Genomic DNA, 24,471 nt, shown 5'->3' with positions numbered 1-24,471 from the left:
GGAATCGAGACTGCTGTGCGGGTACTTTTGGTCGAGGACGATGATCTGATCGGTAAAGGAATTGTGGCCGGCCTCAGGCCGCACGGCATTACCGCGCATCACGTATGCACGGCCGCCGAAGCGGAGGCCGCGCAGGCGGAGGCCGCCTACCATGCCCTGATACTGGACCTGGGCCTTCCCGATCGCGACGGCATGGAGTTGCTGTCTATTGCCAGGGCCGTGGATCCAAACATGCCCGTCCTGGTTCTGACGGCGCGAGACGCCATGGAGCATCGGCTTGCGGGCCTGCATGGCGGGGCGGACGATTACATGACGAAGCCCTTCGACCTGCGTGAGCTGGCCGCCCGCCTGCATGCGCTCGTGCGGCGCACGCAGGGCCGGACGACCCAGGTCATCAACGCCGGCCCGTTGCGGCTTGAGCCGGATAGCGGACTTGCGTGGTTCGACGGCGCCCCGATTCTGCTTTCGCGCCGGGAAGTCGATCTGCTGACGCACCTGGCGGCTGCAGACGGCCGATGGGTGATGCCGGATGTCCTCAACGAAAGACTGTACGGAGGGTGCGAGGAGATCAACAGCAACGCCTTGAACGTGCATATTCACAACATTCGGCGCAAGCTGGGAGCCGCTGCGATAGAGACGGCTCGCGGCCTGGGATATCGGTTGGGCTGGAGATCGGAATCATGAGCTTGAGGTTTCGCGCGGTCCTGATCGCCGGGATTTCCATCGCGGTGCTTTGGGCCGCGGCGGCCGCCTGGATGATGCAGGGCGTGCGCGCCGATCTCGATCGTACGCTCGATGGCCGCCTCGCGATGTCCGCCCGGATGGTCGCCGGGCTGCTGGAGCGCGGCGCCCTGGAGCCCGCGAAGCCGGACGGAGACCTGGCCGAGGCGGTGCGCGTAGATGGCGGAGAAGGAATCAGCTGCCTGATCCGAGGGCTGCATGGAGAGGTGCTGGCGCGGACCAACGACAGCCCCACAGGCATAGACAGTATCGCCACCGGATACAGCGTGCACGAGGAGCGCGGGCAGAAATGGCGTGTCTACGTGCTGAACGCTAACGGTTACCAGATCACCACCGCCGACCGCATCGATCAACGGAATCTGTTGATCGAGGATCTCTTGCGGGCCGCTGGCATCCCGTTTCTCATCGCGGTGCTTGGCGGGCTCGGCGCGCTATGGATAGGCATCGGCAGGGGGCTCGCTCCGCTAAAGAACTTGCGGCATCAGCTCAGGGCGAGGCAGACCGAGGACACGTCTCCGATTGCGGTCCATCGCTCGCCTTCGGAACTGCGGCCGGTGCTCGACGCCATGAACGGGCTGCTGGGGCGGCTTGCGTCCGCGCTCTCCAGTCAGCGGGCATTTACGGACGCGGCCGCGCACGAACTGCGAACGCCGCTGACCGTGATCGACACGCACCTGCAGGTGATTCGGATCACCGACCGCGAAGACGCGGAGTTTTCACTTCGGAGCGCAGAGGAGGGCGTGCGGCGCTTGCGGCGAACGCTGGACCAGATGATGATCCTGGCCCGCACGGAGGCGGACGTCACCCAAGTCGAAGGAAATTGCACTTCCATCGTATCAGCGGTCCAAACCGCACTGGGCCGCCTTGGCGACGGCGCGTGCGATCGCGTGGACCTGACCATAGAGGGCGACGACCGGCGGGCGGCGATGCCGAAATCGATGCTGGAAACGGCTGTGCGCAACCTCGCCGAGAATGCCGTTCTCTATTCTCCGCGGGAACGGCGCGTCGATGTCGCCGTCGTCTTCGACCAGGAAGCCGCCCGTTGCCGGATTACCGTGGCCGATCGCGGCCCTGGGTTGGGCCAGGAGCAGATCGCCCAGGTCGGACGACGGTTCTGGCGCGGTGACCAGGGCCGCAAACAGGGCGATGGATCGGGACTCGGCATTTCAATCGTGCGCGCGATTTCCGACCGGTTCGGCGCCCAACTGAAACTAGGCCCACGGCCGGGCGGCGGGCTCGTCGCCGAAATCTCGGTCCCGCTATGCGTCGACGACTCGCGGGAAAAACCGCGTTAAGACCGTAGGGGCGCGCGCGTTCTGCGCGCGCCGGGCGGGACCACGAAATTCCAACAGAAAGTCCGAACCGCGCGCCCGGTGTGGCGGCGGTTTGCGCGCTTGCCGCGACCCATTGCCGCGCGCAACGGGCAAAGCTCCCTGCAGGGGCGTTCTTAATTCTCACTTAATCGTCGTCGGCAAACATACGCCCATTTTTCTTACAAGAACAACTGCAGGGAGTGGGAGCCGTGAGGCGCAAGCAGACACACGTGACACCGTCCGAACTCATAGGGGCGCCTTTCCGGGCGCGCAACGCCGTCGAAGCCGGCGCCTCTTGGGCTATCGGAAAAAAATAGCATGTCCTCAACACTCGGGTTCTTGCTGGCGCTCAGTTTCGTCGTGTCCCTGGTCGCGCTGGGCGCGCTCATCTGGGCCATTGCGAACAAGCAGATCAGCGCGGGGAAAAAGGAAGCGTCCTCCATTTTTCTCGGCGGGGAAGCGGGCGTTCTTGACGACCCCTCTTCCACCAGCGGCGAAGCTGCCGAGGCCGCGCATCGATTCGACGTCGAACGCGCCGGAATCGACGCGCCTGGATCGGGCGTGGTGCTGCTGCTCTCCACGGTTTCGATCCTGTTTCTGATCGTCGGCTCCCTATTCGGCCTCGTCGCGTCCCTCAAGCTGCACATGCCTGACTGGCTCGCGGAGGTCGCCTTCACGACGTTTGGGCGGGCGCGAACGATACACCTCAACATGGTGGCCTATGGTTGGCTGTCGGCTGCCGGCATCGGAGTCGCCTTGTGGATCCTGCCTCGCATCTTCCACACCCCGCTCAGACGTCCGGCATTTGCCCGCGCCGGCGCGGTGCTGTGGTCGATCGGCGTTGTGTGCGGTGTGATTGCGATTGGCGGCGGGTGGTCCGACGGACTGGAATGGCTTGAAATTCCATGGCAGGTCGATCTGCTCCTGGCCCTGGGCGGAGCACTGATGGCGTGGTCCGCGATCGATACGGCCTTGCATCGCACCGTCCACCATCTCTACGTATCCGGGTGGTACTTCCTGGCGGGGCTGGCCTGGTTTCCGATACTGTTTTTCATCGCGAACATACCGGGCCTTCATCTGGGGGTGCAGCAGGCGACCATGAACTGGTGGTTCGCGCACAACGTGCTCGGGTTGTGGCTGACGCCCCTCGGCGTCGGAACCGCCTACTACTTGATTCCGAAGATCATCGGCAAGCCGGTCTATTCCTATAGCGTCTCGCTGCTGGGATTCTGGGGGCTGGCGCTGTTCTATAGCCAGGTTGGCATTCACCACCTGATCGGTGGCCCCATCCCCACGTGGGTGGTGACGCTGTCCATCGTTCACAGCGTGATGATGTTCATCCCGGTCATCGCGGTGGCGGTAAACCAGCACGTAACCGTTGCTCAAAACATCTGGGCTTTCAAGCAGTCCATGGCGCTGCGGTTCGTATGGACCGGCGCCCTGATGTATACGGCGGCGTCCTTTCAGGGCTCGCTGGAGGCGGTCCGGGCGGTCAACTCGATCACCCATTTCACGCATTACACGGTGGGCCACGCGCATCTGGGCGCCTATGCGTTCGTGTCGGTCGTGCTGTTCGGCGCCTTCTATTACATGATGCCCCATCTGACCGGACAGCGATGGCCGTGGCCGAGGCTCATCGCCTTGCACTACTGGCTGACCGTCGCGGGCTTCCTCATTTATTTCTTGGCCTTGACCATCGGCGGCTTTTTTCAGGGTGTCGAGCTACTCGACCCCGACGTTGCATTCGCGGATATCACACGGCACATCATTCCCTACTTGGAGGGGCGGTCTCTGGGAGGGGCATTGATGACATTGGGGCACATCGTTTTCGGCATTCACTTCTTTGGCCTGTTGATCGCCAAACGTCCCTTGGTAGGGGGCAAGCATGAATAGAATCACCCCGCTTCTGCTGGTGGCGACCGGCATCCTCGCGTTTGCGACGCTGATGCTGGTGATTCTGCCTGGCTGGCAGGTGCGCACCATCGAGCCGCCGAAAGCGCTGAGCCCATACACGCTGGAACAACTGAGCGGCCGCCAGCAGTACATCGCCAATGGTTGCGTGTACTGCCATAGCCAGCAGCCACGCTCGACCGGCCAGACCTTCGCGGACCTGGCGCGAGGCTGGGGGAGGGCGTCGACGCCGGGCGACTACGCATACGACGAGCCGCATCTGTTGGGCACCATGCGTACGGGCCCGGACTTGCTGAACGTGGGCGGCAGGCTTCCCAGCAGGGATTGGCATCTGACCCATCTTTATCAGCCGCGCGCAATATTCGACTGGAGCATCATGCCTTCCTACCCTTATCTTTTCGAGACCAAGGACAAGGCGCAGGCGGGCGACGTCGTGGTCAAGCTGCCCAAGGACTATCAGCCAGCTGACGGAAAAGTCGTTGTTGCGCGCAAGGAGGCACTGGATCTGGTTGCATATCTCCTCAGCTTGAACCGCTCCTATTCGGTCAGTGACCGTGAAGCGGCAATGCGAGACAGGGGATACGACCGGACTGTCGATAAACAGAACGGCGCTCAGTCGGGTCGCGGCGTACAGCACTAGGGAATCAGCCAAATGCCAACTCGTGAAAAGCGCTCTGTCGAGCGTGTTGAGGACGTCGACCCCGCATTCGATCCATGGGAGCCATCCCGGCCTATCCCCATATTTGTTCTAGGGATTTTCATCGCCCTGGCCGTCTGGGGTGGGTTCAGCTATGTCGGTGACCTCGTGCCGGAACGCGTGGCGGCCGGCGATACGGTCACGCCTGCGGCGAGCACGGTGAATCAGCCTGCCGGCGCCGCGAACGATGCTCCCCGTTTGATTCATGGCGGCTCGGCCGAGGTGTGGAGCTGTGCGTCGTGCCACGGCGCCGCCGGACAAGGAGCGGGACAGACGCCCCGGCTCGCGGGCTTGAACAGCGCTTACATCGTCAAGCAGCTTCAGGATTTCGTCTCGGGCGCTCGCACCAATGAGTCGATGCGATACGTCGCCTCGCAGCTCAGCCCGTCCGAGATGAATGAAGTCGCCGAGTACTACTCGGCGCTATCGATACCCGCCGCGCCTTCGCCCTCGGGAGATGGCCGCTTCAACCGAGGGCGCGAGCTCAACCTGCGCGGAGACTGGAATAGGGATGTGCCGGCATGCGCGACGTGCCACGGCGAGGCCGGAGAGGGCCTGGGCGCCACATTTCCCCGCCTCGCGGGCCAGCAGCCCGAATATCTGTTCAGCCAGCTGACCGCGTGGAAGGGCGGCAGACGCCACAACTCGCCGCAGTCGCTGATGGAGGATATCGCCTCCCGCATGAGCGAAGAAGACATGTGGGCCGCAGCGCAGTACTTCGGTTCTCTGCGGACAGCGCACTCGAAATAAGAAGGAAGCGGACAGCAATGACTATGCAAAATTCCAGCCGGTCGAAGAACTCGGCGAGAAGCAGGATCGTCTATGCCGGCGTGCTCGGGTTGGTGCTTTTTGGCATCGGGTACACCGTCTACCAGAGCGGAGGAATCGGCCACGTCTATCAGGCGCTCGGTGGAAAGCCCGAGACCAGGGCGCTTTCGTCCGCATACGAGCGGGCGCATATGGAGGCCGACCGGAAAGCGTATAAAGCAGACCGGGCTGCGAAACTGCCCAGGATGCCTGTCGACGCTGACGGCTACTACGCGCCGCCGCCGGAAAGCGCCATTCCGGACAACCCGTACGGCGATGCGGTACGACGCGGGCGAGCCATCTTTACGGAGACCGGGACGCATGTAAAGGACCACGTCGGAAATGCAATGGCGTGCGTGAACTGCCACCTGGACGCCGGCCGGCGGGAGAACGCGGCGCCGATGTGGGCGGCGTACGGCGCCTATCCCGCCTATCGAAGCAAGACGAAATCGATCAGCACCCTGGAGGATCGAATAATGGGGTGCTTCACCTATTCCATGAACGCTCAGGGGTCCCCATCCGGCAAGCCGCCGGAAGCCGGCAGCGACGTCTACCGGGATCTCATCACCTACATGGCCTGGTTGTCCGATGGCGCGCCCGCAGGTCAAAAGCTGCCGGGCGCGCTGTACCCCAAGGTGCCCAAACCCGAGCAAGGATACGACTTGATGCGCGGCCTGGCCGTTTACCAGCAGAACTGCGCGCTGTGCCATGGCGGAGATGGCCAGGGCACGACGGACCCGGAGGGAAAAGTACGTTTTCCGCCCTTGTGGGGGCCGGACTCGTACAACTGGGGGGCGGGCATGGCCCGGATCAATACGGCCGCGGGGTTCATCAAGGCGAACATGCCTTACGGCAAGCCCTTTTCCCTGACGGATCAGGAGGCCTGGGACGTGGCCGCGTTCATCAATAGCCACGAGAGGCCCAAGGACCCGCGACAGACCGGCACGGTTGCGCAGGCTGCCAAAGCGTTTCACGGCGGCGAGTCCTTCTATGGAAAAACACTGGAAGGACACTTGTTGGGCTCGGGCGTGGGGGCCAGCCGCGATTAACCGGGGGAACCGATGGCTGCTATCGATCTGGAACCCATACGCTTGGCCGGCAGGGCGGTGCTGGCCGTCAGGGGGATGTGGTGCACGAGCTGCGCGATGGCGCTGCAGCGCTCGCTTGCGCGGGTCCCCGGCGTTCGGGACGTCGCCGTGAACTTCATCTCGGGGTCAGCCCTTCTGCGCTGGGACCCCGCGTCGGCAAGGCTGGACGAGATTTCCAGCCGAGCGGATAAGCTGGGCTACGAGCTTTCGTTCATGCGCGACGATGAGAGCGCCGACGAGGCGCTCGGCGCGCAGGCGCAGCGCATACGTTTTCAGCTTGTCGTAGCGGTCGTCTTCGGCATGTGGAGCATGTTGGGCGCCTGGGTGCTTTACCTCGATCCCGGGCTCAACGGCAGTGCCGAAGGCAATGTGATCGCATGGCTGAGCGTGGCCGCCGGGCTGCCCGTCATGCTCTATTCCGGCCAGGACTTCTTTCGTGCTGCGTTCAACACGCTGCGCGCGGGCTTTGCCGGCATGGACGCGCTCGTCAGTATCGGCGCATTGGGCGCGCTACTCGTTTCCGTGTGGAATCTTCTGGCGGGAAGCACCGAAATCTACATGGACGCGGCCACTATGCTCATCACCTTCCTGCTTGCGGGCCGGTTGATCGAGATCCACGCCCGCCAGGAAAGCGGCGTCACGATGCGTGCCCTGGCGCGACTGGCGCCCGAGATTGCGAGCGTGGTGGACGAGCGGGGCGCCGCTGAACCGCGGCCGATTTCGCAGGTCGGCGCGGGAGACCTCGTCCTGGTGCGTGCCGGCGAGAGAGTTCCGGTCGATGGCGTCGTCGTGAGCGGACACTCGGATGTGGACCTGTCGCTGCTCACCGGGGAGTCCATGCCCGGCAGAGTGGGACCGGCAGACAATGTGATGGCGGGGACGGTCAATCTCGGTTCCCCCTTGCAGGTAAAGGTGGTGGCCAGTCACGGCGCCAGGCGCATTGACCTGCTCGGCCTGCGCATGCTGGAGTTGTTCGGCGCCCGGCCGTCCCTTTCCATGGCGGCCGAACGATTCGTCCGGTGGCTGTTCCCGATTGTGAGCCTGGTCGCCGCGTTTTCCTTTCTTTACTACCTGAGCACGGGGCACCCGATCAGCAATGCATTGATCTCGGCGCTGAGCCTGTTCGTCGCCGCATGCCCCTGCGCGGTCGGGTTGTCCATGCCGCTGGCATATGCGCTTGGAGCCAAACGAGCCGCACAGAGCGGGACGCTGTGGCGCGATCCGGCCAGCGTCGAAGCGCTGGCAAAGTCGAGCACGATTGCGTTCGACAAGACTGGCACGCTCACGACCGGACAACTGGAAATCGCGGGCGTCGAGGTTGCGCAGGGCGGCCATCCAGCCGGCGTGGTTCGTCTGGCCTGGCAGGCGGAGTATGGCATTGTCCATCCCATCGCGGACGCGCTTCGCCGCCACGCGGATCGCAATGGCTGGCGTGCCGAAGCGGCGGGTGCTTCATTGGCGGCGCAAAGGCACCCCCGTGGCGTGAGCTTCGAGACGGACGAGGGGCAAGTCCTGGTCGGCGCCCGCTCGTGGCTGCAACGGCTTGAGGTCCAATTTCTGCCGGCAGGTGAGGATCGTCCGGGCGTGGTCCATATTGCTCGCAACGGCGTGTGGATCGGTTCCATACGCTTCCAGGATACCCTCCGCGCCGGGGTCCGATCCGCGTTGAAAGTCCTGGCGGACGAGGGCGTAGAACTGTGGCTGCTCACCGGAGATTCCGCCGCCGCGACTGAAAAGCTGACAGCTGGCATGCGCGTTCCATTCTCGCGGGTGTTGAGCGGATGTGGGCCGGATGAGAAGGCGGACGCGCTGGGTCAGGCGCGAGGCGGCGTCACCTTTGTCGGGGACGGCGTCAATGACGTGCTTGCGCTTGCCAGCGCCCAGTGCGGGGTTGCAGTGTCGTCCGCCGCGGCTGTCGCCACGTCCGCGGCCGGCATCGTCATCACTCAGGGCGGCGCGGAACAGATTGCAAGCGCCAGGTCCTGGGCCCGGCGGACGTACAGAATCATGCAGCAGAACCTGGTGTTTTCGATTTCGTACAACGCGGTCGTGGTAATTGCCCTGTTTGCAAGCGGAGCGACGCCTCTCGCCGCCGCCGTCGCGATGCTGTTGAGCAGCGCCTCGGTCTGTCTCAACGCGCTTCGGCTGGCGCAAGGGCCGAAACAGCGGCCGTCCCAGCCCCGTGTCGCCAGTTCCGTGACTTAGTCGGTTATGCGGCGCGAGGTTTGGGTCGCCGGCTCGGCGCCCGCCACGAGAACCCTACGTGGCGCGCAGCGCCTTCTTGTCGACCTTGTTGGCGCCGGTGTAGGGCAGGGCGTCGAGAATGCTGATGACCGCCGGCACCTTGTAGCGCGCCAGATTGGACTGGCAGTGCGCGATCAGGCCGGCCTCGTCGATGGCCGCGCCCGGCCGCAGGACCACGAAGGCGCGGATGACTTCGCCGCGATAGCTGTCCGGCCAGCCCACCGCCGCCGCTTCGGCCACGTCCGGGTGCAGATACAGCACCTCGTCGACTTCGCGCGGGTAGATGTTGTAGCCCCCTGAAATCACCAGGTCCTTCTTGCGGTCGCGGATGTACAGAAAGCCGTCCTCGGCGAATTCGCCGATGTCGCCGGTGTACAGCCAGCCGTCGCGCAGGGATTCGGCGGTGGCGTCGGGCCTGGCCAGGTAACCCTGCATGATCTGCGGCCCGCGCGCGCGGATTTCGCCGCGCTGGCCGGGCGGCAGCACCATCGTTCCCGATTCCAGATCGACCACTTGCACCTCGGTGCACGCCACCGGCGTGCCCACCGATCCGTGACGCGTTCCCGCCGGGCCGTTGTAGGTGAGGATCGGTCCCGCTTCGGTCTGGCCGTAGCCTTCGTATATGGGCGCGCCCACCGCGGCCTCCCAGCGCCGGTGCACCTCTTCGGCCAGCGGCGCGGAGCCCGAATAGCAGACGCGCACGCTGGACCAGTCGGTGAGCGCGAAGCGGGCGTGCCCCAGCAGGCCGGTATAGATGGTGGGGCTGCCGGGAAACAGGGTAATGCGCTCGCGTTCGACGGCGTCGCAGACATCGTCGGGCCGGTAGCGCGGCAGCACCACCAGCGTCGCCGCCGCGCTGGCGGCCAGGAACAGGCCCATGGCCATGCCATAGGAATGGAACAGCGGCATGGCGCAAAGCACGCTGTCGGCGCCGTAACGGGTAGGCAGGGCCAGTTCCCGCTGCAGCACATTGGTGGCGATGGCGTCGCGCCCGAGAATGACGCCCTTGGGCTGCCCGGTCGTGCCGCCGGTGTACTGCAGCAGGGCGGGCGCCTGGGCGTCGGCGTCGTCCACGGGCACGTCCGCCATGCCCGGCGCACGCTCCATCCAGGCGCGGGCCTCGTTTTCCATGACCAGCCGGATGCCTAGCGCCGTCGCCAGCGGGGCGGCCACGGCGGCGCAAGCGTCATCGGCGATGAGCAGCGCGGGTTGCGCGTCGCGCAGGATGAATTCGAGTTCGCGGGCCGTATAGAGCGGATTGAGGGGGACGTGCTGGTTGCCGGCGCATTGCAGCGCCAGCGTCATCACGCAGGCCAGGTCGGAGTTGCCCAGCAGGGTGGCGACCCGGTCACCCGGGCGCGTGGCCTCGCACAGGCGGCTGGCCGCTGCCCAGGTCCGGGCCGCATAGCGCCGGTAGTCGAGGCGCAGCGCGCCGTAGACCAGCGCCGTGCGCTCGGGATAGTCGCGGGCCGCGCGCGCCAGCAGCGCGGGAATGCGCGGCGCGTTTTTCAGGGCGGCGTTGCTCATCGTGCGCCTCCGGCGGCGTCCACCCGCAACACCACCGCCATGGCGCTGTCGCCGGCCGCGCAGCCGGTAAACAGGCCCAGGCCGCCGCCGCGCTCGGCCAGTTCCTCGATGAGTTCAATGACGGACCGCAGGCCGGTCGGGCTTTGGGGGTGGCCCCACACCAGCGAGCAGCCGTTGTTGTTCATGGCCATGACATCGAAGCCCGTGGCGCGCGCCAACGCGATGTCCGAGACCACGAAGGGATTGTGCGTCTTCACGGCATGCAGGTCCGCGACCGCAAGGCCGGCGCGCGCCAGCGCGCGGCTGGCGGCCTCGATGGGCGCCTGCGGCATGTAGCCCTTTTCGGTACGCGACTGGCCGAAGGCCAGGATTTCGATGCCGATCTCGGGACGGCGAGACAGCTCGCGGGCCCGCCCGGCGGTCGCCAGAATCATGCCGGCGTTGCCGTCGGCCGGATGCGTCTGGCCGCCGTAGGTGATGGTGCCGCCGGGCAGCACCGGGGCCAGGCGAGCCAGGCCGTCCGCCGTCGTGGTGTGGACGCCTTCGTCGCCTTCCATCACCGACGCGATCCTGGCGTAGCGCGCATCGGGCACTTCGAAGGGCAGCGTCATGTAACGCTGCTGGAACCGGCGTCCATCGGCGCAGGCCTGCGCGTACTGCTCATAGCGGCGCAGCGTGACCGCATTTTGCTCTTCGGTGGAGATGCCGTGGCGTTCGGCCACGCGCTCGCCGGTCTGCAGCATGGACAGCCCGCTCCACGGGTCGTGCGAAAAATTGTCCAGCACCCAGTTTTCATGCGAGCCGGAACCGCCGGGGCCGGCAGGATCGGGATAGTAGAGCTGCGGGCCGTTGGAAACGCGGTCGGCCATCAGTACCAGGGAGGTCTCGGCGTGGCCGAGCATGAGTTCGGCTGCGGCCGTCGCCAGGCCGCGCACGGAAGTGGCGCAGGCCTGCGACACCACCGGCCCCGCCAGTTGAGGCGCGTCCAGCATGCCGGCCACCCAGGGCAGGCCGTAGAACGACCCCTGCTGCGGCACCGAGCAGCCCAGCACCGCGCTTTGCAGCGCCGTGGACGCGATGCCCCGGCGTTCCAGTTCGCGGCGCGCGGTCCAGGCCGCGAAGCGCAGGCTATGCAGGCGTGACAGGCTGCCCTGCCAACGCGAAAACGGGGTGCTCCAATACACGCCATAGGGAATGTGTACGCCGGTCATGCGGACTCCTGATGCAAAGAGGCGGTTCAGGGCAGGAACTGCCAGGCGCCGGAACGGGCTTGCATCAGCACGACGCCGCGCTCGTCCAGGCCGTTGTGGTTGGTGGGCGACATCATGTAGATGCCCTGAGTGCCCACCGTGCCTTGCAGGCTTTCCAGCGCGTCGCGCAACGCCTGGCGGAAGGCCGGCGTGCCGGCGGGGGCGTCGGCGGGGATCTTGGCGACGGCGGCGTCCAGCAGCAGGTAGGCGTCGTAGGTATAGGGCGCGAAGGCATTGCGCGAATCGGCGCCGTAGGTCGATTCGTACTGCTGGGCGTAACGGCTGGCCACCGGTTTGATCGGGCTGTCGGCAGGCAGTTGTTCCACCACCTGCACCGGGCCGCTGGGCACGATCACGCCATCCACGCCCTTGCCGCCGAGCTTCAGGAAGTCCTTGTTGATGACGCCATGGGTGTTGTACTGGACCCCCCGGTAGCCGCGCTCGCGCAGCGACAGATGGGGCAGGGCGCCTGGCGTGCCCGAGCCGCCGACGAGCACCGCGTCCGGCGCCAGCGACACGATCTTCAGCACCTGGGCGGTGACCGAATTGTCGGTGCGCGCATAGCGCTCGTTGCTGAGCACCTTGATGCCGCGCTTGGCCGCCGATTCCTGCAACGCGCGGTACACGGCGTCGCCCCAGGCGTCCGAGAAGCCGATGTACGCCACCGTCTTCACGCCGCGCTTGACCATGTCGGCGGTCAGCGAATCCACCATCAGGTCGATGCCGTGCGCCACCACGAATATCCATTCGGCGCGGTCAGGGCTGACCACGATGGGCGCCAGCGACAGCTGCGGGGTGCGCGCTTCGCGAGCGACTTCCGTGACCGCCATCGAGGTCGGCACATTGCTCGGGCCGATGATGGCGTCCACCTTGTTCTCGGTGACGAGCTTGCGCGCCGTCTTGACCGCGGAAGAGGGGTCGGTCGCATCGTCCAGGGCGATGTACTCCACGGCCCTGCCGCCCAGCGTCTTGGGCAGGAGCGGCACGGTGCTGCGGTACAGCGAGCCCATGGAAGCGCCGGGCCCGGTGCTGCTGGCGATCACGCCGATGCGGATGTCAGCGAGGGCGGCGCTGGGCGCCAGGGCGCAGGCCAGCGCCAGCGCGGCAAGACGACGATACATGGCTATTCCCCTTTTCTGGATATGGCCCGGCTAGCGGGATGACCCTAGTATGGGCGGGTCGGCGATAACTGGATAATTGCGATTCCTTATCGTTCGATAACCAGTTTGCGGGTGCGGCCCATGTCGGAAATTCCCACTTTGCAGCAATTGCGGTCGCGCTTGCGCATTCGCCACCTGGTGTTGCTGGATGAACTGGGGCGAGTGGGGAATCTGCACCGCGCGGCCGAAGCGATGCACCTCAGCCAGCCGGCGCTGAGCAAGCTGCTTGGCGAGGCCGAGGCGCTGGCCGGGCAGGCCCTATTCGAACGTTCGCATCACGGCGTCGCGCCAACGGCGCTGGGGCTGCTGATGATCGACCGGGCTCGCCTGCTGCTGAATGAACTGGACGCGACCCATGCCGAGCTCGCCGCCGCGGCCAACGGCGCGACGGGCAAGGTGCGGGCGGGTATTTTCCCGGTGGTGGCGCATCTGCTGGTGCCTTTGGCGGTCGAGCGCCTGCAGGCGGCCCACCCCGCTTTGCGCATCGAATTGTTCGAAGGCCTGGAGCAGCAGCTGCTGCCGGCCTTGCGCGCGGGCGAACTGGATTGCGTCGTCGGGCGGCTGGGCGTGGAGGGCGCGGACGCGGACCTGCAGTGCGAGATCCTGTATGACGAGGCGACCGCCGTCGTCTGCGGACCGGCGCATCCCCTGGCCTCGCGCAGCCGGCTGAGCGGCGCCGCCCTGGACGCTTGCCGCTGGGTGCTGCCGTCACGCAATGCCGCGCTGTACAGCATGGTCGCCGCCGCCGTTTCGGCGCGCGGCGCCGGCTTCCCGCAAGTCGCCATCGAATCCAGCGCCATTCTGACCATCGTCTCGCTGCTGCAGCGGACCTCGCTGCTGTCGGCCATTCCGTTGCGCGTGGCGCGGGCGCTCGCCGAGAACGGGCAGGTGGCGATCCTGCCGCTGGCATTGCAGGCGCGATTGCATCCGGTCGGCATCATGACCCGGCGCGATGCCCGCGCCGCGGCGGCCGCTACGTTGTTCCTGAACGCGCTGCGCGAGGCGGCGACCGTGGTGCGGGCCGACTCCGGTCCATAAAAATCGCTCCAGGGCTGGATGTTTTCGAGGCCGCGGACGCGCAAATAGTGAAAACGGCTTGAAGCGCGCCCGTTGCAAGCACGCGGCGCGCGGCCGGCCTATGCCAGGCGCAGGCCGGTCATGCCGGCCGTGATGACCATGGTCACCAGGCTGCCCACGCCGATGACGCCCAAGGCCGCCGCGGCCGACCGTGATTCGGATGCGCCATGGCCGCGCATGACGACCCGCAGCCCGCAGGCGAGATGGACGATGAGCAGCCAGACTGCGATCGAATAGTGCGGCAGCAGCCGGATGTTCCAGGCGTCTCCGACCAGCCCGACGGGCTCGCCGATGGCCCATGCGTAGTTGGTGTCGGTGCCGAAGTAGCGCGCCAGGACGAATACCGAGTTGATGTGCGAAGCAATGAAGAGCGCCAGGTAGATGCCCGAGGCGGTCTGCAGGGAATCCAGCATGTCGGCGCGCCGCGCGGTTTTCGGCTTGAGCAGCACCAACCCGCTGAGAATCTGCAGGAAGAACAGCGTGATGAGGACGGGCTCGACGGCGCCGTGGCGGTAGACGGCCCGCAACACGTCCATGGCCGCCATATGCACGTCGTTGCCCAAGACGCCCAGCATGTGGTTGAAAAGGTGCGGCGCAAGAAAGGCGAGCAGAAGCGCCAGCGATGCGATGCCGTGACCGACTCTCAGCCTGGAATAGACAGCGGGGTCGTCAAGCACGGCCGGACGCGGCAACGTGGTGCGCATCGTCATGGCCGACAGGGCCGCCAGCGCGATCCACAGCCCGGTCCATACGGCGATATCGTGACCGTTGATTTTCATCAGGTAGAGCAGCACGCCCAGCAAGGTATAGGCGGGCGGCGCGGCGACAGCCAAATGGGCCAACCGTCTTGCCAGCACCAGGCGATCGGTCAGCGCCGCCTGCCGTCCCAAGGCGTACAGGGCGAGGAATCCGGCCAGCGGCACCAGGTAGGCGGTCAACAGGCTGAGCAGGGGCGCGACGCCCGAGCCGTCCCGGGCCACGAATCCCGCATGGGCCCACCGTAGCGCCCAGGGGTAATAGAGCGCCGCGGCGAACGGCAGCAGCCATAGCCATTCAAGCCTGGCCGTGGACGCCTGGGCGCGCCCGGCGGGCAGCGGCGCCCGGGCCGGCAGTGGAGGGGCGATGATTTCCTGCATGGTGAACCTCGATGGGATGCGGTACCGCATGTTGGCGCACCGGGCTGCCTGGCGGAAGCTGCCATCGGGTTATTACCGCGCTGTCCATCGGATCACGCCGGCGTCGCGCCGCCCAGCGCCGTTTGCAGGTAATCGATGAACAGCCTGATCCGCAACGGCATTTGCCTGCGGTTGCGATAGCACGCGTAATGCCCGCGCCCATCGGCCACGAGGTCGGCCAGAAGGGGGATCAAGCGTCCGCTGGCAATATGCGGATCGGCCTGGTAGTTGGCGAGCTGGGCAAGGCCGTTGCCTGCCAGCGCCGCTTGCGCCACCAGTTCCGGGTCATTGAAGACCTGGTGCCCGGGCAGCGCCAGTTTGACCAGCTTGCCGTCGACCTTGAACTCCCATTCGTGCGGCTTGCCGGAGTCCTTCAGCCGGAAGGCGATGATCCGGTGCGATTTCAGGTCGTCGATGGCGGCAGGCGCGCCGGCCTGCTCCAGGTAGCCGGGCGCCGCGCATACGATCAGCCGCATCGGCGCGATTTTCTTCGCGACGATGTCCGCCTCCTGGATGCGCCCGTTGCGTATGGCCACGTCCACCTGGTCGCCGGCGAAATTCGTGTGGCGATCGTCCAGGTCGAATTCGAGGCGGATCCGGGGGTACCGCTGGCAGAAGGCCGGCAACAGCGGCGCCACGCACTTGCGTCCGAATCCGACGGTTGCGCTGACGCGCAGCAGCCCCGCCGGCACGTCGCCGGCGTCCTTCATGTTTTCCACCGCGCGCGTCAGGTGGTCGACGCTGGGCAGGCATTCTTCGAAGAACTGCAGCCCCTCGGGCGTCAGTGAAACGTGATGCGTGGAGCGATCCAGCAGGCGCACGTTGAGGCGGGATTCGAGCCGGGCCACGCTACGGCTGACCGCCGGCGCCGAAATGCCCAGCTCGCGGGCCGCCGCGTTGAAACCGCCATGGGTGGCGACCTTCATGAACGCAATGATTCCAGCGAAATTCTTCCCAGCGGACATGCAGATTCGATCTGAAGAGAGTTGGAAGGCCGGCGGCGCCAGCGCGGGACACCAGCTTACATCTGCTTTTATGATGCAAGTAGTCCTTCTTCCAGTGGTGGCACTCATGATCCGATTGATCCGCGCGCCAGACTTGCTCCTCGGCCAGCATTGGGCCAACCTGTTGGAGCAGGCGGGCATCGCCTGCCACGTGAGCGGCCGCTACCTGCAGGGGGCGGCGGGGGAGATCCCGGTCGACCAGTGCGGCCCCGACCTGTGGATCGAGAGCGAGGACGATCGCGCCGCCGCCATGCGTCTCATCGAGGGGTACGGCGCCGCGGCGCGCGACCTGCCGCACTGGTACTGCGATGCCTGCGGCGAATGGCTGGAGCCGCAGTTCTCTACCTGCTGGCAGTGCGGGGCCGCGCGTCCCGCCAAGGCGTCCGGCGGCTAGCCGTCGAGCGCGGCCTCGTCACGGCGGTCGGAGTCCGTCCCGCTCGATTCCGTCTTTCGGCGGGCCGCCGCCTTTCGTGGCAAGTCGTTCTCCAGCATATCGAGCAAACCGATGATCAGGGCCTGCATGCCTTGATCGAGTTCCGTTTCCATCTCTGATTCTTCAGCCGCGCGCGCGGCCTCCACGGCAGGTTCCCGGCCCGCGACGGAATACACGGTATCGGCTACCGCCATGCCGTGGAAGGCCACGGTCGCCAGCAGAATCCGGGACTGTTCCATCGAAATTCCGTACGCGCCGGCGATATGGCGCTGGTGTCCCTCGATTTTCGCGACCATGGCCGGCGTCGCCGCCAATCTGCGGATCACGTAGGGCGTCACGCCCGGGTGGGACTTCACGAACTCCCGCACCGACGCGGCGAACAGGGTCAGGTATTGCTTCAGCTCGCCGACGTCGTTGCTACAGGCTTGCGGGATCTGCCAGCGGCGGAAGATCTCGTCGGCCACCAGGCGCTTGAGCTCCTCGAGACCGGCCACGTGCTTGTAGAGCGCCATGTGGCTCACGCCCATGGCCGCCGCCAGGCCGACGAAGGTGATGTTGGGCAGGCCCAGCGCGATGCCGGCATCGGCGATCCGCTCGCGGGTGATGGTGGGAGGGCGTCCCCGCGTGGCGCGGCGCGCTGGCTGCTGCATGTCTGTTCCCGGTTCGTGATGTCGCGTACCCGGCACTTTAACCTGCCTGGCGAATATTTAGTTTGTAGTCATGAAACTAATTCGAGAATTTAGTTTATAGTAATGCAAATAATTATCACCAACGTCTTGGTATTTCGTTCATGAGTACTTCCAGAGCCGCGCCGGCCGCCCCTCGCCATGCCGGCCCGCTCAGTCTGGTGTTGACCCCCATCCGCGGGCAACTCATCGTCGCGTGCGTGCTGGCCGCGGCGGGCGCCATGCTTACGCTGGCGCCACTGGCGGCCATCGCGCACATCGCGCGCATCGTTCTTGCCAGCGCCGGCAGCGCGGCCGACGCCTGGCCCCAGATCTGGTGGACCCTCGTCGTCGGCATCGCCGCCATGTTCGCCGGCATGCTGTTGATTTCCGCCGGTGAATTGACGGTCCACCTGGCCGACAACCGCATCACCCATCGCCTGCGGCTGGCCGGCGCGCGGCGGCTGGCGCTGGCGCCGCTGGGCTGGTTCACGGGCAAGGCGTCCGGCGAGGTGAAGCAGGCGCTGCAGGACGATATGGGAACCCTGCACAGTCTGACGGCGCACTTCTTCACGGCGGTGGCGCGCGCGGCCGGCGTCGTCGGGGTCTCCGCCATCTATCTGTTCTGGCAGGACTGGCGCCTCGCCCTCGTGGTGCTGGCGCCGTTCTCCGGCTTCTTCCTGTTCCTGCGCCGGGCGATGAAGGCCAGCGGAACGAATATGCAGGCCTTCGTCGCCCAGCTTGGGCGCCTCAATGGCGCGACGGTCGAGTTCGTCAACGGGATCGCCGTGGCCAAGGCGTTCGGCGACCCCGGCCGGGCGCATCGCGGCTACCGCGAGGCGGTCGACGGATTCGCCGAGGCTTTCGCCGACTTCACGCGTCCGCTGGTCGCGGCCATGGCCCATGCCCACGCAATGATCTCGCCGGTCACCGTGCTGGGCGTGGTGCTGGGGTTCGGCGCGCTGTTCGTGGGCCTGGAATGGATGGCGCCGGTGGACGTGCTGGCATTCGCCCTGGTGGCCCCGGGCATTTGCGGCCCGCTGCTGCTGCTGCACACGCTGGTGCACGACCTGGGCAGCGCCACGGGAGCCGCGCAGCGCGTGCTGGCATTGCTGGAAACCCCGGTGCTGGAAGCGCCGGCGCCTGGACGCCAGCAGACGCCCGCGGGGCATGAAGTCCGATTCGAGAACGTGAGCTACTCCTACGACGCCGGGCGCGCGGCCCTGTCGAATATCAGTTTCACCCTGGAGCCCGGCACCGTTACCGCCATCGTCGGCCCGTCCGGCGCGGGAAAATCCACGCTGGCGCGGCTGCTGCTCAGATTCTTTGATCCGGACGAGGGCCGCATCACGCTCGGCGGCGCCGACTTGCGCCAGATCGAAAGCGCGCAGCTCTACCGGCGGGTGGGCTTCGTACTGCAGGAAGTGCGCCTGATCCATGCCAGCGTGCGCGACAACATCGCGCTGGGCCGGCCCGGCGCAAGCCAGCATGAGATCGAGGCCGCCGCGCGCGCGGCCAACATCCATGAGCGCATCCTGGCCCTGCCGCGCGGCTATGACTCGGTGATCGGCGAGGACGCGCAGCTGTCCGGCGGCGAGCGGCAGCGCCTGAGCATCGCGCGCGCCGTGCTGCTGGACCCGCCCGTGCTGGTGCTGGACGAAGCCACGGCATCGGCCGACGCCGGCAACGAGGCGGCGATCCAGGCCGCGTTGTCGCGCTTCGCCCAGGGACGCACGCTGATGGTGATCGCGCACCGGCTGGACACGGTGATGCACGCCGACCGCATCCTCGTCCTGGACGACGGCGTCATCTCCGAGCAAGGCCGGCATGAGCATCTGCTGGCGCAGGGCGGCAGCTACGCGCGGCTTTGGAAGCTGGGCGGCCATGAAAACGCCGTGGCGCAGGAGGAGCCGTCATGCTGAAGTCCTTGATATCGTTGCTGGGCGGGAACGCCGCTGTCCTGCGCCGCTACGCCTGGCTGGCCGTCGCCTATGGCGTGCTGTGCGGCCTGACGATCGCCTGCGTCGCGCCGGCGCTTACCCACCTGCTGGGGGGAAATGCAGGGGCGGCCGCTCCGTGGCTGGCCGCGCTGCTGGCCGGGACGGGGCTGTGCTGGGCGCTGCGAGGCCGCGTCGAGCGCGCCGGCGTGCGCGTGGGCGTGGCCCTTCTGCAAGGCGGCCGCCACCGGCTCGGCGACCATGTGGCGCGCCTGCCCGTGGGCTGGTTCACGCCGCGGAACACGGCCCGCCTCGGGCATATCGTCACGCAGGGCATGATGTCCGTGGCCCAGCTTCCCGCGCATGTGTTCACGCCCGTCATCGCCGGCGTCACGACGCCCGTGGCGCTGGCGTTCGCCTTGTTCGCGCAGCATTGGGTTCTGGGCGCCATCGCCCTGGCGGCGCTGCCGCTGCTGGCGGGCGTCCTGCTGCTTACGGCGCGGCTGGCGCGGCGCGCCGACAACGCTTTTCACCAACACTTTGCCGACGCCAGCCAGCGTGTGGTGGAGTTCGCCCAGGCGCAATCGGTGCTGCGCGCCTTCAGCGCGGAGGGCGGCGCGATGCGCCACTTCGAGCAGGCCGTCGAACGGCAGCGCCGCTCGGGCGCGCGGCTGATCTGGCTGTCGGCGGGCGCAGCCGTCGTGAACGTCTGGGCCGTCCAGGCCGCCTTCGCCGCGTTGCTGATCGCGGCGGCCTGGTGGATCAACGCGTTGCTGGGCGGCGGCGCGGGGGCCGCGGAACTGGTGGCGGCCGTCGTCGCGATGCTGCTGGCAAGCCGTTACGTCGACGCGCTGCTGGAGGTGGCGGGCTATGGCGAGGTCCTGCGCGGCGCGCGCGCCCAGCTCGATGCGATAGCGGCATTGCTTGCGGTCGCTCCCCTGCCGGAGCCGGATGCGCCGCAGGCGCCCCGCGATGCGTCGGTCGAACTGCGCGATGTTCGTTTCCGCTATGCCCCGGACGAACCCTATGTGCTGGATGGCGTGAACCTGCGCGTCGAACCGGGCAGCATGATCGCCCTGATCGGCGAATCGGGCTCCGGCAAGACCACGCTGGCGCGGCTGATCGCGCGCTTTTTCGATGCGGACGAAGGCAGCGTGCGGGTCGGCGGCGTGGACGTGCGGCAGATCTCCAGCGCGCGGCTGGTCGGTCAGATCAGCCAGATTTTCCAGGACAACTATCTGTTCACCGGGACCATCGCCGACAACATCCGCGCCGGCAAACCCGCTTGCAGCGAAGCCGAACTCCTGCAGGCCGCGCGCCAGGCTGGCCTGGCCGAAATCGCCTCGCGCCTGCCGCAGGGCCTCGACACGCCCGTGGGCGAGGGCGGCGCAAGCCTGTCCGGCGGCGAGCGGCAGCGCGTCGCCATCGCGCGGGCGCTGCTCAGCGATGCGCCCATCCTGCTGGTGGACGAGGCCACCGCGGCCCTGGACGCGGAGAACCAGGCCGTCATCGCCGATACGTTGGCGCGCCTGCGCGGCAGGCGTACGCTGGTGGTGATCGCGCACCAGCTTTCCACGGTGGCGATGGCCGATCGCATCGCGGTGATGGAGCACGGCCGGATCGTGGAAGAGGGCGCGCCCGCGGCGCTGCGCGAGAGCCAGGGGCGGTATGCGCGCTTCCTCAGCCAGCGGCAGGCCGCCAAGGGCTGGCGCATCGCCGGGGAGCGCGTTTGATGCGTGCGGGGCTGTCGGCGCTGTTCGTCGCGCTCTGCGGCATATCGCTGCTGGTCGGCGCCCGGCAGATGGCCTGGTCGCATCTGTTCTCGCTGTCCGGCGACGCGTGGCTGACGCTGACCGCGAGCCGGCTGCCGCGGCTGGCGGCGCTGGTGCTCACCGGCATCGGGCTGTCGGTCTGCGGCGTGATCCTGCAGCACATCGTCCGCAACAAATTCGTCGAACCGGCCACGTCGGGCGGGCTGGACGCCGCCAAGCTCGGCATCCTGGCGGCGCTGACGCTGGCGCCGTCCACCGGAACGCCGGGGCGGATGCTGTTCGCCCTGGGCTTCTGCTTCGCGGCCAGCCTGGGCTTCGTGGCGATCGTGCGCCGCGTGAGATTCAAGAACACGATTCTCATCCCCGTCATCGGCCTGATGTACGGCGGCGTGCTGAGCGCGCTGGCGGAATTCCACGCCTATCGCCACAACATCCTGCAGAGCATGCAGGGCTGGCTGCTGGGCGACTTCTCCAGGATCGTGCAGGGCAACTACGAAGTCATCTACCTGATTCTGCCGGTCGTCGCGCTGGCCTATCTGTATGCCCACCGCTTCACCGTGGCCGGCATGGGCGAGGGCATGGCGTCCAGCCTGGGGCTGAACTATGCGGCCACCGTCGCGCTGGGCTTGATGCTGGTGGCGGTCACCGTGTCGGTCACCGTCATCACCGTGGGGGCGATTCCGTTCGTCGGGCTGGTCGTTCCCAATCTGGTCGCGCTCCATTATGGCGACAACCTCGGCCGGACCTTGCCCGTCGTGGCCCTGGCGGGGGCGTCGCTGCTGCTCTTGTGCGACATCCTCGGCCGCGTGCTGATGCATCCGTTCGAAGTGCCCATCGGCCTGACGGCCGGCGGCATCGGCGGAGCCCTGTTTCTCGGGCTCATCTTGTGGAAGCGCAGATGATGCGCGCCGTTTCCCTGAAAATGATCTGGCCCGCGGTCCTCGCGCTGGCGGCGGCTTTTCTGTTCTTCCGCTCCGGCCTGGACTTCGATTACGTCATCCCGAAGCGGCTCGGCCGGCTGGCGGCGATGATCATCGGCGGCGTCTGCATCGCGTGGTCGTCGATCGTGTTCCAGACGCTTACCGGCAATCGGATCCTCACGCCGGCCATCATGGGCTATGAGGCGGTCTACCTGTTCCTGCAGTCCCTGATGGTCCTGACCATGGGAACGCAGAGCCTGGTGGCGCTGGGCGCGAACGGCAATTTTTTCCTGTCCGTGCTGCTGATGCTGGGCTACTCGTGGGCTCTCCATCGCTGGCTGTTCCGCCGCCGCGGCCAGAACGTGTACTTCCTGCTGCTGGTGGGGCTCGTGCTGACGATGGTGATCGGCACGTTCACGCAGTTCGTGCAGCTTAAAACCAGCCCCGGCGAGTTCTCGATTCTGCTCGGGTTCACCCAGGCGTCGTTCGGCCGGGCGGAGCCCGGGCTGCTGCTCGTGTCCGCCGCCGTCGTCGCGGCGGTGTGCCTGGCGGGCCAAAGACACCTGCCGACGCTGGACGTGATTTCGCTGGGGCGCGACCAGGCAATTTCGCTCGGGGTGGACCACTACCGCAGCGTCCGCCTGCATCTCGCATTGATCGCCGTGCTGGTCGCTGTCTCGACCAGCCTGCTCGGGCCCACCGCCTTCATGGGAATCTTCGTCGCCAATACCGCTTATGCGCTGGCGCGCACGCGCAGGCACCGGATCACCCTGCCCACGGGCTGCGCCATCGCCGTGGGCATCTTCATCCTGGCCCAGCTCGCGGTCGAGCATCTCTTCAACTACAAGACCACCGTCGGCATCCTGGTCAACCTGGTATGCGGCGGATGGTTTCTCGCGCTGATGGCGCGCACGCGGGGCACGGCATGATCACCACCCGACACCTCTCGAAAACCTACGGCGCGAAGTCCGTCCTGCGCGATGTGAACCTGCAGTTTCCCGCGGGCGCGCTGACTTCGCTTATCGGTCCGAACGGCGCGGGCAAGACCACGTTGCTGATGATGATCGCCCGGTTGCTGGAGCCGACCGGCGGCGACATCCTGCTGGATGGCACCAGCGTCGCGGGCATGAGCAACGCGGAATACGCCAGGCGTGTCGCCACCTTGCGCCAGGCCCCGGAATTCAATCTGCGCCTGACGGTGGAAGAACTTGTCGCCTTCGGCCGCTTTCCCTACAGCCGCGGGGCACTGACGCCACTCGATCTGCGGGAGATCGACGAGGCCATCGCGTTTCTCTCGCTGGATCGCCTGCGAGGCTCGTATCTCGACGAACTGAGCGGCGGCCAGCGCCAGATGGCCTTCCTGGCCATGACCATCGCGCAGCAGACGGATTGCCTGCTGCTCGACGAACCGCTGAACAACCTCGACATCAGGCACGCCGTTCAGATCATGCGAGCGCTGCGCCGGCTGTGCGATGAGGAGGGCCGCACCGTGATTCTCGTGGTGCATGACATCAATTTCGCGGCCAGCTACTCCGATCACATCGTGGCGATGAAGCATGGCGCGGTGCATTGCGCCGGCCCGGTCCCCGAGGTGGTGACCGAGGACCGCCTGCGCGAGCTGTATGGACTGGATTTCGAGATCGCGCAGGGCGAACGGGGACGCCTGTGCAACTACTTCAATCCACCGGGAGAATTGACATGATCCTCACGCAAAGGCCGCGGGCGCTGGCCGTATCGCTCGCCCTATCGATGAGCGCGATGGCCGCGCTGCAGGGTTGCGGCCAGGAGGCCTCGGGGTCGACCCAGGCGCAGCCGCCGGCCGCCGCCGGCCAGCCGGCGTCCCCGGCCTACGCAAGCATCACGGTCCAGCACAAGCTGGGCACGACCGTCATCGAAAAGCTGCCGCAGCGCGTGGTCGCCCTGGATATGAACGAGGTCGACTTTCTGGACGAACTGGGCGTGCCGGTCGCCGGCATGCCGAAGGACTTCGTGCCGCACTTTCTTGCCCGCTACAAGAATGCGCAGGTGCAGGACATGGGCGCGATCGTCCAGCCCAACCTGGAGCGCGTGCATGCGGCCAAGCCGGACCTGATCCTGATCACGTCATTGCAGGCGAACCACTACAAAGAGCTGAGCCAGATCGCGCCGACCATCCATTTCGACGTGGATTATCGCGACAGCCAGGCCGATCACATCGAGATCGTCAAGAATCACCTCGTGACCCTGGGTCGGATCTTCCAGAAGGAAGGCCTCGCGCGCCAGCGGGCCGCCGAACTCGACGCCAAGGTCGAGCAGGCGAGAAACCTCATCCGCGGCCGGCCGGAGACGGCGCTGATCGTGCTGCACAACAACGGCGCGTTCAGTTCGTTCGGGACGCAGTCGCGCTATGGCTTCATCTTCAAGGCGCTGGGCGTCAAGCCCGCCAGCCCGTCGGCCGAGGCCGGCCTGCATGGCCAGCCGATATCCAGCGAATTCATCCAGCAGGCGAACCCCGGCATCGTCTATGTGGTCGATCGCAGCGCCGTGATGGAGCGCCGTCCGGTCATGGACGCCGAGACGCTGGGCAATCCGTTGCTGCGCCACACCGCCGCGTGGCGCAACGGCCGCGTGGTCTTTGCGGACGCGCAGGCGTGGTACGTCACGGCCGCCAGCGTGAAATCGCTCGAACTCATGATCGACGACGTGATGCAGGCCTACCGGAACTGATTCGTTCGACGCCGCGCGCGTCTTTGCCGGTCCAGATGTAAATG

Annotated in this window: 21 protein-coding genes; 15 read left to right on the top strand and 6 right to left on the bottom strand. The window is 66.7% G+C overall.

Annotation, left to right across the window (positions count from 1 at the left end; translation table 11 throughout):
• Window positions 1-15 precede the first annotated feature (15 nt).
• The 7 genes from C1I89_RS17410 to C1I89_RS17380 all read left to right on the top strand — a co-directional run bounded on the left by C1I89_RS17410 (window position 16) and on the right by C1I89_RS17380 (window position 8,762).
• The gene (locus C1I89_RS17410) at window positions 16-684 is read left to right on the top strand and encodes a response regulator (RefSeq protein ID WP_102773922.1); all 669 of its coding nucleotides are present in this window, start codon (window positions 16-18) and stop codon (window positions 682-684) included.
• Complete coding sequence (locus tag C1I89_RS17405) at window positions 681-2,036, top strand: ATP-binding protein (RefSeq protein ID WP_102773921.1); 1,356 nt, start codon at window positions 681-683, stop codon at window positions 2,034-2,036. The genes C1I89_RS17410 and C1I89_RS17405 overlap by 4 nt, the downstream gene beginning before the upstream one ends.
• Window positions 2,037-2,372: 336 nt before the next feature.
• Window positions 2,373-3,947 (top strand): cbb3-type cytochrome c oxidase subunit I, encoded by a 1,575-nt coding sequence (locus C1I89_RS17400; protein ID WP_102773920.1) that lies wholly within the window; start codon window positions 2,373-2,375, stop codon window positions 3,945-3,947.
• Window positions 3,940-4,605, top strand: a complete 666-nt coding sequence (locus C1I89_RS17395) for a cbb3-type cytochrome c oxidase subunit II (RefSeq protein WP_102773919.1) — start codon at window positions 3,940-3,942, stop codon at window positions 4,603-4,605. Before C1I89_RS17400 ends, C1I89_RS17395 begins: the two co-directional genes overlap by 8 nt.
• Window positions 4,606-4,617: 12 nt before the next feature.
• Complete coding sequence (locus C1I89_RS17390; RefSeq protein WP_102773918.1) at window positions 4,618-5,412, top strand: c-type cytochrome; 795 nt, start codon at window positions 4,618-4,620, stop codon at window positions 5,410-5,412.
• A 23-nt stretch (window positions 5,413-5,435) separates the two neighbouring features.
• Complete coding sequence (locus C1I89_RS17385; protein WP_258231466.1) at window positions 5,436-6,518, top strand: c-type cytochrome; 1,083 nt, start codon at window positions 5,436-5,438, stop codon at window positions 6,516-6,518.
• A 12-nt stretch (window positions 6,519-6,530) separates the two neighbouring features.
• The gene (locus C1I89_RS17380; RefSeq protein WP_102773916.1) at window positions 6,531-8,762 is read left to right on the top strand and encodes a heavy metal translocating P-type ATPase; all 2,232 of its coding nucleotides are present in this window, start codon (window positions 6,531-6,533) and stop codon (window positions 8,760-8,762) included.
• A 54-nt stretch (window positions 8,763-8,816) separates the two neighbouring features.
• On the opposite strand, the gene C1I89_RS17375 is transcribed toward C1I89_RS17380, so the two are convergent.
• The 3 genes from C1I89_RS17375 to C1I89_RS17365 are packed head-to-tail and all read right to left on the bottom strand — an operon-like array spanning window position 8,817 to window position 12,699.
• Entirely contained in the window at window positions 8,817-10,328 is a 1,512-nt protein-coding gene (locus tag C1I89_RS17375; protein ID WP_102773915.1) for an AMP-binding protein, read from the bottom strand.
• Complete coding sequence (locus C1I89_RS17370) at window positions 10,325-11,539, bottom strand: thiolase family protein (protein WP_102773914.1); 1,215 nt, start codon at window positions 11,537-11,539, stop codon at window positions 10,325-10,327. The genes C1I89_RS17375 and C1I89_RS17370 overlap by 4 nt, the downstream gene beginning before the upstream one ends.
• Window positions 11,540-11,565: 26 nt before the next feature.
• A complete protein-coding gene (locus C1I89_RS17365; RefSeq protein WP_102773913.1) occupies window positions 11,566-12,699 on the bottom strand; it encodes an ABC transporter substrate-binding protein in 1,134 nt (377 codons plus the stop codon).
• Between the two features lie 120 nt (window positions 12,700-12,819).
• Here C1I89_RS17365 and C1I89_RS17360 point away from each other — a divergent pair, with 120 nt between their 5' ends.
• Window positions 12,820-13,776 carry a LysR substrate-binding domain-containing protein gene (locus C1I89_RS17360; protein WP_146196917.1) on the top strand — a complete coding sequence of 319 codons (957 nt, stop codon included), beginning with the start codon at window positions 12,820-12,822 and terminating at the stop codon, window positions 13,774-13,776.
• Window positions 13,777-13,874: 98 nt separating this feature from the next.
• Here the strand turns inward: C1I89_RS17360 and C1I89_RS17355 are convergent, their stop codons facing one another.
• Window positions 13,875-14,981: a hypothetical protein gene (locus C1I89_RS17355; protein ID WP_219929591.1), complete on the bottom strand. Its 1,107-nt coding sequence runs from the start codon at window positions 14,979-14,981 to the stop codon at window positions 13,875-13,877.
• Between the two features lie 62 nt (window positions 14,982-15,043).
• Entirely contained in the window at window positions 15,044-15,916 is an 873-nt protein-coding gene (locus C1I89_RS17350; RefSeq protein ID WP_219929590.1) for a LysR family transcriptional regulator, read from the bottom strand.
• 145 nt (window positions 15,917-16,061) lie between these two features.
• On the opposite strand from C1I89_RS17350, the gene C1I89_RS17345 reads away from it, so the two are divergent.
• Window positions 16,062-16,388: a putative signal transducing protein gene (locus C1I89_RS17345; protein WP_102774167.1), complete on the top strand. Its 327-nt coding sequence runs from the start codon at window positions 16,062-16,064 to the stop codon at window positions 16,386-16,388.
• Here C1I89_RS17345 and C1I89_RS17340 read toward each other — a convergent pair.
• Window positions 16,385-17,077: a TetR/AcrR family transcriptional regulator gene (locus tag C1I89_RS17340; RefSeq protein ID WP_102773910.1), complete on the bottom strand. Its 693-nt coding sequence runs from the start codon at window positions 17,075-17,077 to the stop codon at window positions 16,385-16,387. The genes C1I89_RS17345 and C1I89_RS17340 overlap by 4 nt on opposite strands.
• A 140-nt stretch (window positions 17,078-17,217) precedes the next feature.
• On the opposite strand from C1I89_RS17340, the gene C1I89_RS17335 reads away from it, so the two are divergent.
• From C1I89_RS17335 to C1I89_RS17310, 6 genes are read left to right on the top strand one after another with little or no spacing between them, the layout of a single operon-like run.
• Entirely contained in the window at window positions 17,218-19,014 is a 1,797-nt protein-coding gene (locus C1I89_RS17335) for an ABC transporter ATP-binding protein (protein WP_102773909.1), read from the top strand.
• On the top strand, window positions 19,008-20,762 hold the full coding sequence (locus C1I89_RS17330; RefSeq protein ID WP_102773908.1) for an ABC transporter ATP-binding protein: 1,755 nt from the start codon (window positions 19,008-19,010) through the stop codon (window positions 20,760-20,762). The genes C1I89_RS17335 and C1I89_RS17330 overlap by 7 nt, the downstream gene beginning before the upstream one ends.
• Window positions 20,762-21,703 (top strand): ABC transporter permease, encoded by a 942-nt coding sequence (locus C1I89_RS17325; protein ID WP_102773907.1) that lies wholly within the window; start codon window positions 20,762-20,764, stop codon window positions 21,701-21,703. Before C1I89_RS17330 ends, C1I89_RS17325 begins: the two co-directional genes overlap by 1 nt.
• Complete coding sequence (locus C1I89_RS17320; protein ID WP_102774166.1) at window positions 21,703-22,650, top strand: iron chelate uptake ABC transporter family permease subunit; 948 nt, start codon at window positions 21,703-21,705, stop codon at window positions 22,648-22,650. Before C1I89_RS17325 ends, C1I89_RS17320 begins: the two co-directional genes overlap by 1 nt.
• Complete coding sequence (locus C1I89_RS17315) at window positions 22,647-23,423, top strand: iron ABC transporter ATP-binding protein (protein WP_102773906.1); 777 nt, start codon at window positions 22,647-22,649, stop codon at window positions 23,421-23,423. The genes C1I89_RS17320 and C1I89_RS17315 overlap by 4 nt, the downstream gene beginning before the upstream one ends.
• Window positions 23,420-24,427, top strand: coding sequence for a siderophore ABC transporter substrate-binding protein (locus C1I89_RS17310; RefSeq protein WP_102773905.1), 1,008 nt, complete (start codon window positions 23,420-23,422; stop codon window positions 24,425-24,427). The genes C1I89_RS17315 and C1I89_RS17310 overlap by 4 nt, the downstream gene beginning before the upstream one ends.
• Window positions 24,428-24,471 lie beyond the last annotated feature (44 nt).

The sequence above is a fragment of the Achromobacter pulmonis genome, from assembly GCF_002885955.2.
In the GTDB taxonomy this organism is placed as follows: domain Bacteria; phylum Pseudomonadota; class Gammaproteobacteria; order Burkholderiales; family Burkholderiaceae_B; genus Achromobacter; species Achromobacter pulmonis_A.
The sequence above is the reverse complement of the archived record's forward strand: the minus strand, read 5'-3'. Positions and strand labels throughout refer to the sequence as shown.